The sequence below is a fragment of the Sulfitobacter alexandrii genome (assembly GCF_001886735.1).
GTDB classification, from domain to species: domain Bacteria; phylum Pseudomonadota; class Alphaproteobacteria; order Rhodobacterales; family Rhodobacteraceae; genus Sulfitobacter; species Sulfitobacter alexandrii.
Genome location: NZ_CP018076.1, coordinates 556,810 through 574,513, shown reverse-complemented (window position 1 = coordinate 574,513; position 17,704 = coordinate 556,810). Strand labels below are relative to the sequence as shown.

The following is a 17,704-nucleotide window of genomic DNA, read 5'->3' as shown; positions in this document are numbered from 1 at the left end:
TATTTGACACACGATATCCTATTAGTGTTAGGTTCGGTCTTGTCAAGGATGCTGATGGGAAGAGGCGCAAATGGCTGAAGCGGCAAATATCAGTGAAAAAGGCGCGCTCGTGCGCCCGCCAAGCATCGCCGAAAGCGTGCATCAGCGAATCTACGAACGCATCATGGCGCTGGAGATTCCGCCGGGCGCACGCATCCCGATCGACGGGCTCTCACGTGACCTCAACGTGTCGCAAACACCTGTCCGCGAAGCTCTGACCCGACTTGAAAGGGAGGGTCTGGTGCGAAAGGCCCACCTGATCGGGTATTCCGCCTCACCGCAACTGACCCACAAGGAATTCGATGACCTCTACAAGTTCCGCCTGATGCTGGAACCCGAAAGCGCCCGGCAGGCCTGCCTGAAACTGACGCCGGAAACGCTCGCAGACATCGAAGCTGCGGCGGCCGACATGGAAAAGGGCGAGCAGCCGGTCGACCGCAACAGCCGCTATTCTCGCTTCGCCCGGGCGGATGCGCATTTCCACGACGAGATACTCAAGGTCGCCGACAATGCCACGGTACGGCAGGCGTTGAATGACCAGCACATCCATCTGCACATCTTTCGCCTTATGTTTCACACCCGTGTCACGCAGGAGGCACTGGAAGAGCACGAGCAATTGCTCGCGGCATTCAGGGCCGGCGATCCCGATGCGGCTTACAAGGCAATGCACGATCACATCAGCTTTTCACACGATCGGCTCGTGGCGGCCTTCGAATGAACCAACCCCGGCCCGATACCCTGCAGGATGCCCCGGCGGTGTCTGAACCTGCGGTCCTGCGCGCCGACGGCCTGTCGAAGGCCTATGGCCCGATCACCGTTCTCAGCGGTGTGACCCTCGATATCCGTGCAGGCGAGGTGCACGCGATCATCGGAGAGAACGGCGCCGGCAAATCCACGTTGATGAAGATGCTGTCGGGCCATACGCCCCCGACCGAAGGGTCTCTTGAGATGTCGGGCCAGACGGTGGCCTTTGCCGACGCCGTGCAGGCAGAAGACGCCGGCATCGTTCTCGTGCATCAGGAAATCCTTCTCGCAGCCGATCTTACCGTGGCGCAGAACCTCTTTCTCGGGCGGGAACTTTCGCGCGGACTGCGGGTGGACGACCGCGCGATGAACCGCCGCACCGCCGAGGTGCTGGAGCGCGTCGGGTGCGTTGCGCGCCCCACGACGCGCGTCGGCGACATGCCTCTGGCGCAACGACAGCTGGTTCAGATCGCAAGGGCGTTGCTGGACGACCGCAAGGTCGTGATCCTCGATGAACCGACGGCAATGCTGGCGAACGATGAAGTCGATGCCTTGTTGGGCATCGTCCGCAATCTGCGCGATCAAGGCGTGGCGGTGCTCTATATCTCGCACCGGCTGGAAGAGGTCGAAGCCCTGGCCGACCGCGTCACCGTCCTGCGCGACGGCGAGATGATCGGCACATGGCGCGCGCGCGAAATGGATCAGCGCCGCATGGCGGAGCTCATGGTGGGCCGCGAATTGTCGATGCTCTACCCGCCGAAACGCGGCCCGGCCACGACCGATCCGATACTGGCCGTCGAGGATCTGTCGGTCGATCACGGCAAGTTCGTGGGCAGCTTCACGGCCCGTCCGGGCGAAGTGCTGGGCCTGGGTGGCATGATCGGCGCCGGGCGGACCGAACTGATCGAGGGCCTGATGGGCCTGCGCCCCGCGCAGGCGCGGGCGATCACGGTGAACGGCAAATCCATCACCAAGCCGGATGTCCAGAAGATGATGTCGGCGGGTCTCGTCTATCTGACGGAAGACCGGAAGGGTAAGGGCCTGCTGCTGAACGAGGGCCTTGGTCCGAACCTGACGCTTCAGGCACTCGGCAAGGTCAATCCCGGCGTACGGCTGGACCGCCGCAAGGAAGTCCGGTCGGTGAAATCGACGGTTCAGGAATACGATATCCGGGTCCGCTCGCTGTCCATCGAAGCCGGGCAACTGTCGGGCGGCAACCAGCAGAAACTGCTTCTGGCCAAGGTCATGCTCGCGGATCCGTCCGTCGTCATCATCGACGAACCGACACGCGGCATCGACATCGGCAACAAGAGCCAGATCTACCACTTCATCGACGACCTCGTCCGGGCCGGGAAAGCCTGCGTGGTGATCTCGTCCGAGTTGCCCGAACTCGTGGGCCTGTCCGACCGCGTGCTCGTCATGCGCGGCGGGCGCTTCGTCGTCGAACTGACGGGCGAAGACATCACTGAACAGAACGTCGTCTACGCCGCCGCCTCGAGCGGCAACGACACCGAGGGGAGGAAAACCGCATGAGCAGCGCCGAAATCGCATCACTTCCGGAAAGCGAAGGGTTCAGGATCCGCTGGGCCGATATGGCGCCCTTCATTGCGTTGGCGCTGATCGTCCTGCTTGGCGCACTGATCAATTCCAATTTCATGGCCGCGAACAACCTGATGAACGTCATCACGCGCAGTGCGTTCATCGCCATCATCGGCGTCGGAGCGACCTTCGTGATCGCGACCGGGGGACTGGATTTGTCGATCGGTTCGATGATGGCCTTTGTCGTCGGCATCATGATCATGGCGATGAACAGCCTCGCGCCGCAGATCGGGGTGTGGGCGATCCCGGTCGGCGCCTTGGTCGCGCTGGTGGTCGGGTCTCTTTGCGGGCTCATGAACGGGCTGATCATAACCGTGGGGCGCATCGAACCCTTCATCGTGACGCTTGGCACCATGGGCATATTCCGCGCCTTCATCACCTACATGACCGACGGCGGTTCGCTGTCGATCGACCGCAGCCTGCGCAGCGCCTACCGGCCCCTGTATTTCGGAGATTTCCTCGGGGTGCCCTACCCGGTGATCATCACCGTCGTCGTCGCGCTGATCGGTGCCTTCGTTCTCTACCGGACGAAATATGGCCGCCGTGTCACCGCGGTCGGGTCGAACTCGGACGTCGCCCGTTTCTCGGGTGTGCATGTCGGACGCGTCCGGACCATGGCGTTCGTGATCCAGGGTTTCTGCGTCGCTGTCGCGGCCATCTGCTACGTGCCCCGACTGGGCGCCGCGACGCCGACAACCGGGCAATTGTGGGAGCTTCAGGTCATCACGGCGGTCGTCATCGGCGGCACGCTTCTGCGCGGAGGCAAGGCCCACATCTGGGGCACGGTCGCGGGCGCACTCATTCTCGAGGTCATCGCCAACGTCATGGTCCTGTCGGACATGGTGTCGGAATACCTCGTGGCCGCGGTCCAGGGGGCGATCATCATCATCGCCATGCTGGCTCACCGCTTCACAAGCGCGCGCTGACGCTGCGCGGGCTTTCTATCAACCAACGGAGGAGGAAACCATGAAGACCAGCAACAAGGGCACGACATTCCTGTCGGCCGCAGTCATCGCAGGGGGGCTTGTCGCCACCACTGCACACGCTCAGGATACGGAGTTCACCATCGCGGTGTCCATTCCGGCCGCGACCCACGGCTGGACGGGCGGCGTCGTCTATCATGCGCAGGAGGCCGAGCGCCAGATCGAGGAAGCCTATCCCAACATCGACGTGATCGTATCGACCGCATCGTCGGCGACGGCGCAGGTGTCGTCGCTCGAAGACCTTTCGGCGACCAACGAACTGGATGCCCTGGTCATCCTTCCGTTCACCTCGGAAGAGTTGACCGGCCCGGTGGAACAGGTCGCCTCGAACGGCACCTTCATCACCGTCGTCGACCGCGGGCTCGCCGATCCGTCGATTCAGGATCTCTACGTCGCGGGCGACAACATCGCCGTGGGTGCGAACACCGCGGAATGGTTGGTCGACAAACTGGGCGGCGAAGGGGAGATCGTCGTTCTGCGCGGCATTCCAACCGTGATCGACGATGAGCGCATTCAGGGCTTCACCGAGGTGATCGACAAATCCGACATCAAGATTCTCGATATCCAGTACGCCAACTGGAACCAGGATGAAGCCTTCACGCTGATGCAGGACTACCTTGGCAAGTATCCGAACATCGATGCCGTCTGGGCGAACGATGACGACATGCTGCTTGGTGTGCTCGAGGCAGTCGACATGGCCGGGCGGGACGACGTGAAGTACGCCCTCGGCGGCAACGGTATGAAGCAGGTGATCGAAATGGTCATGGCGGGCGACGAACGCACGCCGATCTCGACCCCCTACGCACCGTCGATGATTGCTTCGGCCATGTTCATGACCGCCGCGCAATTCGCCGGCCAGGCCCCGATGCGCGGCTCGTTCAAGCTGGACGCGCCGCTCATCACCCCCGAGAACGCGGACCAGTTCTACTTCCCCGACTCCCCGTTCTGAGCCCGAACACGCGCCGGCCGCCACGGTGGCCGGCGATCTTACACACCTTTCAAGGAGGCCCACATGAGCGGCAAGAAAATCCTCATGCTCTGCGGTGAATTCACCGAGGAGTATGAAATCTACGTCTACCAGCAGGGCATGGAGGCCGTTGGCCACACCGTGCACGTGGTATGCCCCGACAAGAATGCAGGCGATATGATCGCCACCTCGCTGCACGATTTCGAAGGCCACCAGACCTATACGGAGAAACCCGGCCACAATGCCGAGATCAACAAGACCTTTTCCGAAGCTGAAGCCGAACTCGACAGCTACGACGCGGTCTACGCGGCCGGTGGCCGGGGTCCAGAGTACATCCGCACCGATCCCCGCGTCCAGGCGATCGTCAAACATTTTCACGAGACCGGAAAGCCGATCTTCACCATTTGTCACGGGGTGCAAATCCTGATGGCAGTGCCCGGCGTGCTCGAAGGAAAGACCGTCGCCGGCCTCGGGGCCTGCGCGCCCGAGGTCACGGCGGTGGGCGGCATCTACTACGATGCCGATCCCAAGGAAGCCTACGTCGACGGAACGATGGTTTCAGCCAAGGGCTGGACGGCACTCGCCGCATTCATGCGGGAATGTCTCAAAGTCCTCGGCACCGAGATCCGCCACACCTGAGCGACGCTCTGCTCGTGTCACGCAGGGGGGTGTCAAGCCGAACGCCCCCCTGCCAACGATATCACCACCCTGGGCCCGTCGCGGTCAGCCCCGGCCCTGCAGCACTTCAATGAACAATTCGCGCACCCGCCGCCGGCTCAGGCCCATGGGCGCCAGCGTCGCCCTCTCACGCGCGTGCGCGCGTCGCTCCGACTTTCCCTTGCAGGAAAAGGATCGGATGTTTTTCCAAGCCGAAAGGCGACAACAATTTCGGAGCCGGTTGTCATGACAAGCCGAGTTCACGCGCCTTCAGGGCAGCTTCGACGCGGTTTCGCACCTGCAGTTTCTGCAGGATATTGGTCATGTAGTGCTTGATGGTCTTTTCCTGCAGCCCGAGCGCGCGGGCGATTTCCTTGTTGCTCTGGCCCAACGCGACATGCCTCAGGATGTCCGTCTCCCGATCCGTCAGTTCCTCGACTTCGGGCAACCGCATGTTGCGCCTGTCCTGAAGCGCGGCAAGCACGCGGCCGGCCAATGCCGGTGGCACATAGGATGCGCCTGCGGCAACGCTCAGCAGGATATCGGTCAACGCGTTCTCGCTTATGCCTTTCAGCGCGTAGCCGCGCGCGCCCACCTTGAGGGCCGTCAGCAGGTCGTCATCAGCCTCCGAAGCGGTCAGCATGACGATGGCCACGGCGGGAAAGCGGCGGGCGATCTCCGCCGCGGCGGCAAGGCCCGATCCCGGCATGGAGATATCGAGCAGGATGACCTCGGGCAAATGCGCCTCGACGGCGGCGACAGCCTCCTCTGCCGTCCCGGCCTGCGCCACGACGGTGAAGCCGCCGTGTTCCTGCAGGGTCAGAACGACACCGCCGCGAAACAGGGGGTGGTCGTCCGCGACGATGATCTGGATCTTCGAGGTCACCACAGCGCCCCCGTCTGAAGGCTCATGGTCAGCGACGTGCCGCTCTGGGGGCTGCTCTTGATCTCGAAACTGCCGCCGATGCTCTCGACACGTTCACGCAGGCCGGGCAGCCCCAATCCGCCGAGTGTACGCGTGGCGATGTTGAAACCGGGGCCTTCGTCCTGCACTTCGATGATGGTTCGGCCAGGCTCCGTATGTGCCTTGACCCTCACCCGTGCTCCCGGCGCGTGGCGGAAGGCGTTCATCAGCCCTTCCTGTACGAAACGGTAGATGCAGATAAGGAAGGGATGCGGCGCGGGCTTCATCATCGCTGGTTCGTGGAGGAACGCACGGTCCACCGTGACGCCGGACCGACGCTCGTGCGCCCGGATCGCAAGATCGAGCGTTTCCGACACGGAAAGACCTTCAAGTTCCGGCAGCGTGAGGCCGCTGCAGAGATCGCGCACATCCCGCAACGCTTCGCCGAGGCAATCGCGCAACATCTGCGCCTCGGGATCACCCGGCGTCACGCCGGCGCGACGCATGAGCGCGTCAAGTCGAAGGGACGCCAGCGCCAACGCCTGGGCCGGACCGTCGTGCAACTCGGCACTGACCCGGCGCATGTAACGTTCATTGGTCTCGCTCACCCGCTGCGACGCCACCTCGACGCGTGTCCGCAGCGCCTCGTTCTGAGCCGAGATCCGGGCGAGTTCGGCCAATTGCGCGGTCAGCCGGTGGGTCTGGTCCTCGATCGTGCGGCTGCCCGACCTGACGATGCCGAACAGGGCAAGGAAGGTAATTCCGGTGACCAATGCGACCACGGCCCAGGCACGGACATGCGCAGCGCGCAGGTCCGCTTCGAGCTCCGTTGCATCGAGGTAGAATTCCGCGACGGCGATGATCTCACCGGTAAGGATCGAATGGATTGGGTTGTAGACCTCGAGCAGAGGCACACCGGACTCGCGCTCCCGCAGGCTCTCGGCTCCCTCGAGATCGTCGAAAGATGCATTGAGGTCGCCCCGCCAAGCCTCCAGAAGGTCATCACTCGGAGGGAACGTCCTTCCGATCAGGTCCGCATCGCTGCTGAAGGCAAGCAAACCGTCCGGTCTCCATATCTTCGCGGAAACCACCCGCTCGGAGAGCGGAGGCTGTTTGAGCAGGGCTTCCATGCGCGCAACGGTTCCGTCCGAAAGGCGCTGCGAACTGGCAAGCTCCTGTGACATCGGCGCGATGAAACTCTCCATGTAGACGGCGCTGGAGATTGCCGAGTTCCGGACAACGCTGCTTTCGATACTCGTGCTGACGAGGGAGCCGATCACGGCCATCCCGACAAGGGTGACAAAGCTGCCCACCATCGCGAAGCGGTGGTGCAGCGGCCATGCAGCCAGCCACCGCGCAAGAGGCGCGGCAAGGCCTGCGCCGCGCGATGCGGCAAGATTCTCTTCCAGTGTCGCCACGGGCGTCATCCTTGTTGCACAAGGCTACAAGGCGGTCGCGCCGTTCTGAAATCAAGTGTCATCAGACCAAGGTCCGAAGCTTTTGCAGCGGATCGTCGGATGATCCGCGTCCGCAGGTCCGGGCCGGGGTGGCAGGGGTCTGGACCCTGTCGCCAAGGCGAAAACGGGTATGCCAGATGGGATCAGCCCGGGCACTGGAGCCCCGGCCCAACGGAGGATAATCTCATGAACACCTTTCTGCAAAACGGAGTCAAAGCCGCCATTCTGACCGCTTTCGCCATGGCTCTCGGTCCCGCCGCTGCGCAGGCCGCGCCGCACCTGTCGCGCACCGCCTTCGATCTGTCCGGGCATGGCGACGCCCAGATCATCCAGATCCGCGGGGGCCACGGTGCCGACGACGGGGCCGGCCATGATGGAAACGACGACAACGGTGGCGGACGGGGCGGCAGGGGTCGCGGCGCGGACGATGCACCCGGCGATGACAACGGTGGCCGCAACGGCGGCAGGGGTCGCGGCGCAGACGATGCACCGGGCGATGACAACGGCGGCCGCAATGGCGGCAGGGGTCGTGGCCGCGATGACGGTCCGGACCATACCTGACAAAACCTACTGCCTCCGTCCTCGACAAGGAATGTCCGGGGACGGAGCCCATCTGCCCCGATACAGTCCGGGTCATGTTCACCAGCACAAACGGATCGATCGACTTTGAATTCTCGGTGCGAATCTTTCCCACGACTTCGGCGCGCAGTTCCACGAGGTCAGATCGCGCGCGACAGCCCGGACTTGACGCGCCGCAGGGGGATTGAGCTTTCGATGGAAGCGACCCCGTGCACCTTCGTGAGCTTGCCGACCAGAAAGACCTCGAAGGTCTTCAGGCTTTCGGTCGCGATCCTGAGAAGATAGTCGCGGCTGCCGGTCATCAGCCAGCAGTCGACGACCTCCGGATAGTCCGAGATCGCGGCCTCGAAGGTCTCCAGCGCTTCGTCCACCTGCCGGTCGAGCTTGACGGAGACGAAGACCGACACCGCGAATCCCAGTTCGGCCTCGTCGACCAGTGCCGTGTAGCCGGTGATGATCCCGTCCTGCTCGAGCCTGCGGATACGCCGCGCGACGGGCGTCTGGCTCAGACCGACACTCTCGGAAATCTCGTTGATCGAGGCCCGGCCGTTCCGGATCAACGCCTTCATGATGTCACCATCGATTTTGTCGATCATGGCGCAAATCCCTCAGTATTTCTAATTCCATGCTGAATATCTTCAAATTTCGGCCTTAGCGCAACCGCCTTCGCTCGGACTCGCTACGGCGGGAATGCGATACTCCGCGCGAACGAACGGAGGAATGAATGACGTCGAATCTCAAGCTGACCGAGCAGCGCCTGCTGTGGCTGTCCCACTGGATGATCCACCACGCCAACCACATCCGGCCCAAGGTGGACGGGATCAAGGTCGGCGGGCACCAGGCCAGTTCCGCCTCGATGGTGTCGATCATGACGGCGCTCTATTTCTCCGCCCTGAGGCCCGAGGATCGCGTGGCGGTCAAACCGCACGCCTCGCCGGTGTTCCACGCCATCCAGTACCTGATGGGCAACACCACCCGCGAGAAACTGGAGAATTTCCGCGGCCTCGGCGGCGCACAAAGCTATCCCAGCAGGACCAAGGACATCGACGACGTGGATTTCTCCACCGGGTCCGTCGGTCTCGGCGTGGCGATCACTTCCTTCGCTTCGCTGACGCAGGACTACGTCACCGCCAAGGACTGGGGACGGGACGTGGCGCCGGGGCGGATGATCGCGCTCGTGGGCGATGCCGAACTGGACGAGGGCAACATCTATGAATGCCTGCAGGAGGGGTGGAAGAACGGCCTGCGCAACACCTGGTGGATCATCGACTACAACCGCCAGTCGCTCGACGGGGTGATCCGCGAAGGGCTCTGGCAGCGGATCGAGAAGATCTTCGACGCCTTCGGCTGGGACGTGGTGCGGGTGAAATACGGCGCGCTGCAACGAGCCGCATTCGAGGAGGAGGGCGGCGAGGCCCTGCGCGACTGGATCGAAAAGTGTCCGAACCAGCTTTACTCCGCGCTTACCTATCAGGGCGGCGCCGTCTGGCGGAAACGGCTGCTGGACGAGCTGGGCGATCAGGGCCCGGTCAGCCGCCTGATCGAACGGCGCAGCGATGCCGAACTGGCCGCGCTGATGGAGAATCTCGGCGGCAACTGCGTGCAGACCATGGCCGACACCTTCGCCGCCATAGACCACGACAGGCCGACCTGCTTCCTCGCCTATACGATCAAGGGCTGGGGCACGCCGATCGCGGGCCACAAGGACAACCACGGCGGGCTGATGACGACCGCCCAGATGGCCGAATGGAAGGCCCATATGGGCGTGGAGGACGGCACGGAATGGGAGCCGATGGCGACCGTGCCGGACCCCGACGCCTATCGTGACTGGCTGTCCAAGGTGCCGTTCTTTGCCCGTGGCACCCGCCGCCACGACGACGCGCGGATCGCGGTGCCCGAGATCGCCGTGCCGAAGGATGCCGAGATCGCAAGCCAGATGGCTTTCGGCAAGCTTTTGGACACCATCGGGCGGAGCGACAGCGCGCTGGCCGAACGCATCATCACCATGTCGCCGGATGTGACCGGCACCACGTCCCTCGGGCCCTGGGTCAACCGTCGCAAGCTTTTTGCGCGCGAGACGCAGACGGATACGTTCCGCGAGGAAAAGATCCCCTCGACCGCCAAGTGGGATTTCGCGCCCGAGGGCCAGCATTTCGAACTCGGCATCGCCGAGATGAACCTCATGCTCATGCTGGGCGCGGCGGGCCTGTCGCATTCGCTTTTCGGCCGGCGGCTGATTCCCATCGGGACGGTCTACGATCCCTTCGTGGCGCGCGGGCTCGATGCGCTGAACTACGCCTGCTACCAGGACGCGCGCTTCCTGCTGGTCGGCACGCCATCCGGTGTCAGCCTCGCGCCCGAAGGCGGCGCCCACCAGTCCATCGGCTCGCCGCTGATCGGGATGAGTCAGGATGGCATCGCTGCCTTCGAGCCGGCCTTCGCGGACGAACTGGCCGCGATCCTCGAATGGTCTTTCGACTACCTCCAGCGCGACGGCGAGGGCGACCCGGACGAGCGCACATGGCTGAGGGACGAGACCGGCGGGTCGGTCTACCTGCGGCTGTCGACCAACCCGATCGAACAACCCGGCCCGCGCCCCGATCCGGACTGGCGGCAGGGGGCCATCGACGGCGCCTACTGGCTGCGCAAGCCGGGGCCGAACTGCGAGGTCGTGATCGCCTACCAGGGCGTCATTGCGCCCGAGGCGATCCGGGCCGCCGGGATGCTTGGCGAATTCCGCCGCGACATCGGCGTGCTGGCGGTGACCTCCGCCGACCGGCTGAACGCCGGCTGGACCGCCGCGCAGCGCGCCCGCGCCCGGGGACAGCGGGCGCAGTCGCTGGCCGAACGGCTGCTGTCACCCCTCCCCCGCGATTGCCGGATCGTGACCGTGATTGACGGCCACCCCGCGACGCTCGCATGGCTCGGTTCCGTGGCCGGGCATGTGACCGTCCCGCTGGGGGTCGAGCATTTCGGCCAGACCGGCACCATCGGCGACCTGTACAAGGCACACGGGATCGACGCCGACGCGATCGTCGAAAGGGTCCGGGGCCTGACCGCCGGGAAAAAGGTACCGACCCTGCTGGCCGGCTGACGCCGCGGCTCCTTCGGATCGGCCAGACGCCCGTGCGCCCAGCGCGCGGGCGTTTCACCTTGCGTATCCGCAACCTGAGCGCGCAAACACCGCGCATGCCGCACCCCGGGAAACGGAAAACCGCGCCCGTTGCGGGGCGCGGCCTGTCGTACCTGCCGAACGTGAAAGCAGGACCGCCCGCTACTGGCTGGCGGGATGCTCCTTCATGGCAGCCGCAAAGGCGTCATAAAGGGACTGACGGCCGTCCTTGGCAGCCAGCCAATCCTCGGTCGCGACCGAGGTGGCGTCGCGCCAGAGCTCGACCTGCGCCTCCGTGGGCGCGACGATGGTCACATCATCCCGTGCCGTCACACGCTCCCGGATGGTCGCGACGCGTTCGTCGAACGCCTTTCCGAAGCGTTCCGAGAAAGCGGCGCCCGAATACTTGTCGATCGCGGCCTTCGCCGCATCGGGCAGGCTCTCGTAGCGCTGCTTGTTCATGATCACGAGCATCGGCGTCGCGCCCATGGGGACGACGGTGTAGTTCGTCAGCAATTCTTCGAGGCGGAAGGTCTCGACCGCCAGGAACTCTGTCGACAGACCCTTGATGAGATCCCGGTTGAGCGCTTCGGCAAGAGATGGGCCGGTGATGCCACCGACCGGCACGGCACCGGTTGCCTCGATCGCCTTGAGCTGCGTCGGGCCGGGCGCGCGGAAATTGACGCCCTTCATGTCCGACGGCTCGACCAGCGGAATGGTGGCCGCGATCATGTTCGGCGGGCTCGAGAAAGTCCCGAGCATCTTGAACTTGTCGTAGTCGCCGCCGAGAAGCCCGTCCTCGAAGACCTTCCACGCGGCATAGGAAGCCGCTTCCGAATTCTTCACGAGGAACGGCAGCTCGATCACGGTGCTTTCGTCGAACCGCCCCGGCGCATAGCCCGGAATGGCCCATGCGATGTCCGCGACGCCGTTCTCGACCAGGTCGATCTGCGCGGCCGGATCCCGCCCGAGAGTGCCTCCCGGGAATATCTTGATCTCCAGCGTCCCTTCGGATGCCGCGGCGACGTCCTCGGCCCACAGGGCAAAGATCGTACCGGTCAGGAACGCGCCTGCGGGCTCGAAACTGGCGAACCTCAGCGTTTCCTTTGCCATGGCGGGACCGGTCAGGCCCGCGGCAAGCGCTGCGGCACAAATGATTTGACTGATACGCATCTTATCCTCCCAAATATGCGTTTCTGAACAGATTTTGCGGTGGCCCGGTCCCCTTTGGCGAGGTGTTTGCAGATTGTGTCCGAAGGGCGGGCAATCAAAGGATGCTGGGCAGCCACAGGGTCACGGCAGGGAACAGGACAAGGATCAGGATGCGCACGCAGTCGGCCAGGAAGAACGGGACGACGCCCCGGTAGATCGAGGACAGGGGAATATCGGGGCGCATCGAGCTGAGCAGCATGACGTTGAGCCCGATCGGCGGCGTCAGCATACCGATCCCCACCAGTGCGACATTCAGGATGCCCCACCACACGGGGTCGTATCCAAGCGACAGGACCAGCGGCAGGACGAAGGGCAGCGTGATGACGATCGCCGCGACCTCGTCGAAGAACGCGCCGAGGAAGAGATAGAGCAGGACGAGAAGCAGGATCACCCCGAGGGCCGGCAGGTCCAGCCACTCGATGCCGGCGATGATGTTCGCGGCCACGCCGGTGATGCTGATGAAGTACGAGAAGATCGTCGCGCCGAACACGACCACGTAGATCATGACCGTCGCGACGCTTGCTTCGGACAGGACCGCCAGAAAGGACTCGCGGTTGAGTTTGCCCCGCCCGAGCGCGAACAGGAACGCGATCACCGTGCCGACGGACGCCGCCTCGTTCACGGTGAAGATGCCCGAGTAGATGCCTCCAAGGACGACGACCGCCAGCAGGATGACACCCCATGCACGGGTCAGAACGCGCAGCCGCGTTGCAAGCGGCTGCCGGGTCGAGCCGGGCATCGACTCGGGCCGGAGCCTTGCAACGATGAAGATCGCCGCGAGGTAGAGGCTCACCGTCAGGAGGGCCGGCACAAGCGCGGCGGAAAAGAGATCGAGGATCGAATTTTCGGTGAGGACCGCGTAGAGGATCATGATGCTCGACGGCGGCACGATGATCCCGAGCGTCCCCCCGGCGGCGACGGAGCCTGCCGAGATCTTCTCGGAATAGCCACGACCCAGCATCTCGGGCAGCGCGACCCGCCCGAACGTGGCCGTCGTGGCCACGCCGGAACCGCAGACCGCGCCAAAACCTGCGCTGGCGACGACCGTGGTCGCGACGAGCCCGCCGCGCCTGTGCCCGATCAGCGCCTCGGCCGTCGCGTATATGTCGCCCGCCAGACCGGCCGTGGTCGCAAGGCTTCCCATGAGCATGAACAGCGGGATCACCGCCAGATCGAGGTTGGACATGGTCGAGGCAGGTTCGGTCGCCAGCAGCGAAAGGGCCGGCGCCCACCCCGCGATGGCGGCGAAACCGCTCACACCGACGACGGCCATGGCGACGCCGATCGGCACATGCAGACCGATCAGGAGGAACATGCCGGCGAAGCCGACAAAGGCGAGAATTGTCGGGTCCATCAAGATTCCGTATGCCCGAGGCTGTCGGCCGCATCGGGCCGTATGGGATGGGGAGACGCATGGCCGTCCGAACCGCCGGTCAACGTGCGATGCAGATCGCGGATGACGTTGGCGAGCTGGATCAGCGCGGCGAACCAGAGAAACGCGGTCGCGGCCGCCCACCATGGCCACAGTGGCAGGGCCAGCACCCATGTGCGGCGGCCGCTGTGATACATGGAGTCGGCGTAGCCAATGAATTGCCAGGCGACCGCCCCGATGAAGAGCAGGGTCACGAAGCCCCCGAACGCGTCGAGCAGGCGGGTCGCCCGGCGTCCGGTCATCGCACCCAGCACATCGACGGAAATGTTCCTGCGCCCTTCGAGGTTGGCTGGAATGCAGCTGGCGATGACGACGGCCATGACCACGGCGCTGACGTCGTTCACCCCGTGGATGGGATTGTCGAAAAGCCACCGCATGAGGACATCGAGGGTGGTCATGATCGCGAGGACCAGAAGACCGGCAAACCCGATCAGGGCCAGCCAGCGCGTTGCGGCACGCGCCCTATCCTCGATAAGGGTCAAGTATCGCATCTTCCTCCCCTTCGATGCGGTTTACCGTACCAACGACTATGTCGCGGCGGGCCATGGCGGGTAAGGTTCCAATGAATTGCGTCCGGCAGGCGGACAGGCCGGTGTCCCGTCGCCGGACCGCGGGCCGGCGCAATCAGCTGAACTGGATACCTTCGTCCGCAAAGACCTTCTGCGCCGAGGGTCTCGCGCGCAGGCGCGCGTAGTAGGCAGCCAGATTTTCCGGGACATCCAGCTTCACCCGGTCGACCCCCCAGAAAAGCACGTAGAACAACGCCGCATCGGCCAGCGTCAGACGATCGCCCATGATGAAGTCCGAGCTGCCGAGCCTTTCCGAGACGATCCCGAAGGCCTTGTCCACCACGGCCCTGCCCTGCTCGCGCACCCAGTCGTGTTCCGCCTCCGACCTGGCGAATTTCGCAGGCCGGAACAGCCGGGAAAATCCCTGCATGTGGATCGTGGCCACGGCGTAGTCGAGCATCTCGAGGGTGCGTACCTCTGCCTCCATCCCCTCGGGGATCATGCCTTTCTCCGGGTATGTCCTGCCCAGCCAGAAGGCGATGGCCACGAACTCCGTCAACAGGCTGCCGTCATCGCGCACCAGCGCCGGCACCTTGGCCTTGGGGTTCACGTCCAGATACGCCGGCTTGAGCTGGTCCCCCTGTTTCAGGTCGAGGCGGCCGGTGTCGTAGGTCAAGCCCATCTCCTCCATCAGGAAGTGGGTTCCGATCGAACATGCGCCGGGCGCGTAGTAGAGTTTCATCATCCTGCTCCCATCTTTGCGGACAAGCGGCAGCCGGTCAGGCAACCAACACGATCTTTCCGATATGCGAGGCCTTCTCCATCCCCGCATGCGCGCCCTTCGCATCCATCAGCTCGAATTGCTGGGCGATCACGGGCCGCACCTCGTTTCCGATCAGGGGCAGAACCTCGCGCCGCAGACGATCGGCCACTTGCGTCTTCAGCTCCAGCGCAAGGGGGCGCAGGAAGGATCCCGTGATGCGGATACGCTTTGCCATGATCGAACGAAGCGGAAGGCTCAGCTCCGCCCCGCCGCCGGCCGAGAGATGCGCGATGGTGCCATCGGGCGCCATCATCGCGACGTCCTGCGTCAGGTGTGCGCCGGCCGAAACATCGATCAGGCAGGAGATGCCGGTGCCATCCGTGGCATCCAGGACCTTCTCCGCCAGTGCGGCGTCGTTGTAGTTGAGCGCCTCGAAGGCACCGAATTCCTTCGCCGCCTTCACTTTCCGCTCCGACCCCGCCGTGGCAATCACCCTGTAGCCGAGCGCCGAAAGCGCCTGCAGGGCCAGATGCCCGACCCCGCTCGTGCCGCCGTGGAAAAGGCCGAACTGATCCTTCTGCAGGTCCATGAGTCCGAAGTAGTTCCACCAGGCCGTGAACAGGGCCTCCGGGACGCAGGCGGCCTCCGCATCCGAAACGTTTTCCGGAACCGGCAGTGCCAGCGCGGCCGCCGCGACGGCGTATTCGCCGTAGCCGCCCCCCTGCACCAGCGCCATGACCCGATCGCCGATCGCCGGGGCGGTGACACCAGCACCAACCGCCACGACCCGCCCGCAGACCTCCAGACCGGGCGTCGGCGACCCGTCATGGTGGATACCGTTCGCCCGTTGGTGCACGTCGTGCCGGTTGATGCCCGCCGCGGCGACCTCGATCAGGACCTGACCCTCGCCCGGCGACGGCACGGGCACCTCCGCCGGGACCAGCACGTCGGGACCACCCGCCTTGCTGATGACGATGACGCGTTGTGTGGTGGGAATGCTCATCGGTACCTCCGGCTATGAAACTGTCTGCCCGGACACCGCCGGGCTCTTCGCCCCTGTCGAGGCCGTGAGGGCCATCGTCAGGTTCTTCAGGCTGTACGCGTCCGTCGTGGGCAGGCGGCAGGCCACGTGCCCGTCGGGCCTGATCAGGACAAGCCCGGCGGGACCGATGCCGTAGAGATCGAGCCAGTCGCTGCCGACCGGTTCCACCCCGGCCCCCGGCCCCACGACATGCGCCCGGCACGGCACGCCGAGAAACTCCGCGCCCTCGACAAGGTCCGCCGCGATGTCAGCGGCCTGCGGCGCGGCAAGAAGGGTGAAGCTGCCGTATTCGAACAGATTCAGGACCGAGGCTTCGGCACCGTCCTTCAGGATCGGGAAATGCGGCGCACGCATCCCGGGCCGGGCCGAGGGCACGTAGGTCTCGATATCCAGCGGCGGGGGCGCCGTGCCGTCCGGCGTGATCAGGTCTCCGTCGTAGGAGTAGCCGAAGGTCTGTCCCGGATAATCGAAGTGGCCGCGCTGTTTGGGGATGGCCTCGGCCAGCCGCGCGCGGACCGCGGCACTTTCCGGTCCCTCGATGTTCTGCGTGACGGCGCTGTCGTTCGCCAGCATGCCTGCCAGCCCGGACTTCGCCATCGCCTCCGCGTTGCGCGCGCTCTGTTCGACGTTGAAGGTCGCGACGGGCCGCCGTTCCAGATCGTAACTGTCCAGAAGCGCCTCGGGCGCCACGCCCCGGATCACCATCGCGATCTTCCAGACGAGGTTGTGAACATCGGCCACGCCTGTGTTCATGCCCTGCCCGCCCGTCGGCGGCAGCGGATGCGCGGCATCGCCGGCCAGAAACGCCCGGCCTTTTCCCATCCGCTCGGCGATGCGCGCCTGCATCCGCCACGGCATGATGCTCCGGATCTCGACCGGGACATCTTCGCCGATCGCGGCGCGGATCAGTTCAAGACACCGCTCCTCGGAGAAGTCGTGGCGGGACTCCTCCGCGCCGTAGGCGAAATTGAAGGTCCAGCGGTTTCGGCCATCCATGGCGATCAGCACGCCGGTCGTCCGCGCGTTGTAGACCCACCAGAGCAGGTAAGGCCGCGTCTCGATGAACTTCCACAGATCGGCATGGAAATAGACGCCCATCTGCTGGCCCATCGACCGCCCGTGCATCTCTATGCCCAGCCACTCGCGGACGAAGCTGCGCGGACCGTCGGCACCGATCAGGTACCTTGCAAAAGTCTCTCCCGCCTGCCCGTCGCGGTCGACCCAGCGCAGCCGGTAGCCCTCGCCATCCCGTTCGAGGCCGGTGACCTCGGTCCCGAACGCCAGTTCCACACTCTCCCGCCGGTCCGCATGCCGGCGCAGGATCGGCTCGATGACGTCCTGCGGGCAGGATCTCTTGAGCGCGGGGCTCCAGCTGCGTTCGAGCCGGTCCCGGACCGCGTCGCCGCGGGTCTGGATGTGGCCGATCTCCTCTCCAGCAAGGCTGGTGACGAACCCTATGCCCGCGTGCCGCTCGATCGGCAGCGCGGCGTCGTTGATCGCGCTCTCCATGCCGACCTGCCGCCAGATCTCCATCGTCCGCGTGTTCAGGACATGGCCTCTCGGATGGAACGACGTGGCGTCGTTGCGCTCGAAAAGCGCGGTCGAGAGGCCGAGGTGACCGGCGAGGTTCGCTGCCGTCAGGCCGACGGGCCCCCCGCCCACGATCGCGATATCAACCGTAGGTGTCGTCATGTCTGGGTTTTCC

16 protein-coding genes are annotated in these 17,704 nt (G+C 64.7%); 7 read left to right on the top strand and 9 right to left on the bottom strand.

The features are described from left to right. Positions 1-70 precede the first annotated feature (70 nt). The 5 genes from BOO69_RS02860 to BOO69_RS02840 all read left to right on the top strand — a co-directional run bounded on the left by BOO69_RS02860 (position 71) and on the right by BOO69_RS02840 (position 4,971). Positions 71-757, top strand: coding sequence for a GntR family transcriptional regulator (locus BOO69_RS02860; protein ID WP_071970122.1), 687 nt, complete (start codon positions 71-73; stop codon positions 755-757). Then, on the top strand, positions 754-2,316 hold the full coding sequence (locus BOO69_RS02855) for a sugar ABC transporter ATP-binding protein (RefSeq protein ID WP_071970120.1): 1,563 nt from the start codon (positions 754-756) through the stop codon (positions 2,314-2,316). The genes BOO69_RS02860 and BOO69_RS02855 overlap by 4 nt, the downstream gene beginning before the upstream one ends. Next, entirely contained in the window at positions 2,313-3,308 is a 996-nt protein-coding gene (locus tag BOO69_RS02850; protein WP_071970118.1) for an ABC transporter permease, read from the top strand. The genes BOO69_RS02855 and BOO69_RS02850 overlap by 4 nt, the downstream gene beginning before the upstream one ends. A gap of 40 nt (positions 3,309-3,348) precedes the next feature. Then, positions 3,349-4,314 (top strand): substrate-binding domain-containing protein, encoded by a 966-nt coding sequence (locus BOO69_RS02845; protein WP_071970116.1) that lies wholly within the window; start codon positions 3,349-3,351, stop codon positions 4,312-4,314. Positions 4,315-4,377: 63 nt separating this feature from the next. Beyond that, complete coding sequence (locus BOO69_RS02840; protein WP_071970114.1) at positions 4,378-4,971, top strand: DJ-1/PfpI family protein; 594 nt, start codon at positions 4,378-4,380, stop codon at positions 4,969-4,971. A 262-nt stretch (positions 4,972-5,233) separates the two neighbouring features. Here BOO69_RS02840 and BOO69_RS02835 read toward each other — a convergent pair whose 3' ends face one another. Further along, positions 5,234-5,875, bottom strand: coding sequence for a response regulator (locus tag BOO69_RS02835; protein ID WP_071973603.1), 642 nt, complete (start codon positions 5,873-5,875; stop codon positions 5,234-5,236). Then, positions 5,872-7,311 (bottom strand): ATP-binding protein, encoded by a 1,440-nt coding sequence (locus BOO69_RS02830; protein WP_172839488.1) that lies wholly within the window; start codon positions 7,309-7,311, stop codon positions 5,872-5,874. Before BOO69_RS02830 ends, BOO69_RS02835 begins: the two co-directional genes overlap by 4 nt. Before the next feature lie 225 nt (positions 7,312-7,536). Here BOO69_RS02830 and BOO69_RS02825 point away from each other — a divergent pair, with 225 nt between their 5' ends. Further along, the gene (locus tag BOO69_RS02825; protein WP_071970112.1) at positions 7,537-7,911 is read left to right on the top strand and encodes a hypothetical protein; all 375 of its coding nucleotides are present in this window, start codon (positions 7,537-7,539) and stop codon (positions 7,909-7,911) included. A 158-nt stretch (positions 7,912-8,069) separates the two neighbouring features. Here the strand turns inward: BOO69_RS02825 and BOO69_RS02820 are convergent, their stop codons facing one another. Next, complete coding sequence (locus BOO69_RS02820) at positions 8,070-8,525, bottom strand: Lrp/AsnC family transcriptional regulator (RefSeq protein ID WP_071970110.1); 456 nt, start codon at positions 8,523-8,525, stop codon at positions 8,070-8,072. Positions 8,526-8,653: 128 nt separating this feature from the next. Between BOO69_RS02820 and BOO69_RS02815 the strand changes: the two genes are divergently transcribed. Continuing rightward, positions 8,654-11,023 (top strand): transketolase, encoded by a 2,370-nt coding sequence (locus tag BOO69_RS02815; protein WP_071970108.1) that lies wholly within the window; start codon positions 8,654-8,656, stop codon positions 11,021-11,023. A gap of 180 nt (positions 11,024-11,203) precedes the next feature. Here BOO69_RS02815 and BOO69_RS02810 read toward each other — a convergent pair whose 3' ends face one another. From BOO69_RS02810 to BOO69_RS02785, 6 genes are all read right to left on the bottom strand, one after another. After that, positions 11,204-12,214 carry a TRAP transporter substrate-binding protein gene (locus BOO69_RS02810; protein ID WP_071970106.1) on the bottom strand — a complete coding sequence of 337 codons (1,011 nt, stop codon included), beginning with the start codon at positions 12,212-12,214 and terminating at the stop codon, positions 11,204-11,206. A gap of 94 nt (positions 12,215-12,308) precedes the next feature. Next, positions 12,309-13,607, bottom strand: a complete 1,299-nt coding sequence (locus BOO69_RS02805; RefSeq protein WP_071970104.1) for a TRAP transporter large permease — start codon at positions 13,605-13,607, stop codon at positions 12,309-12,311. Beyond that, entirely contained in the window at positions 13,607-14,176 is a 570-nt protein-coding gene (locus BOO69_RS02800) for a TRAP transporter small permease (RefSeq protein WP_216636998.1), read from the bottom strand. The genes BOO69_RS02805 and BOO69_RS02800 overlap by 1 nt, the downstream gene beginning before the upstream one ends. A 133-nt stretch (positions 14,177-14,309) precedes the next feature. Then, a complete protein-coding gene (locus tag BOO69_RS02795) occupies positions 14,310-14,936 on the bottom strand; it encodes a glutathione S-transferase family protein (protein ID WP_172839487.1) in 627 nt (208 codons plus the stop codon). 37 nt (positions 14,937-14,973) lie between these two features. Continuing rightward, positions 14,974-15,960, bottom strand: coding sequence for an NAD(P)H-quinone oxidoreductase (locus BOO69_RS02790; protein ID WP_071970101.1), 987 nt, complete (start codon positions 15,958-15,960; stop codon positions 14,974-14,976). A 12-nt stretch (positions 15,961-15,972) separates the two neighbouring features. Then, complete coding sequence (locus tag BOO69_RS02785; protein WP_071970099.1) at positions 15,973-17,691, bottom strand: FAD-dependent monooxygenase; 1,719 nt, start codon at positions 17,689-17,691, stop codon at positions 15,973-15,975. Positions 17,692-17,704 lie beyond the last annotated feature (13 nt).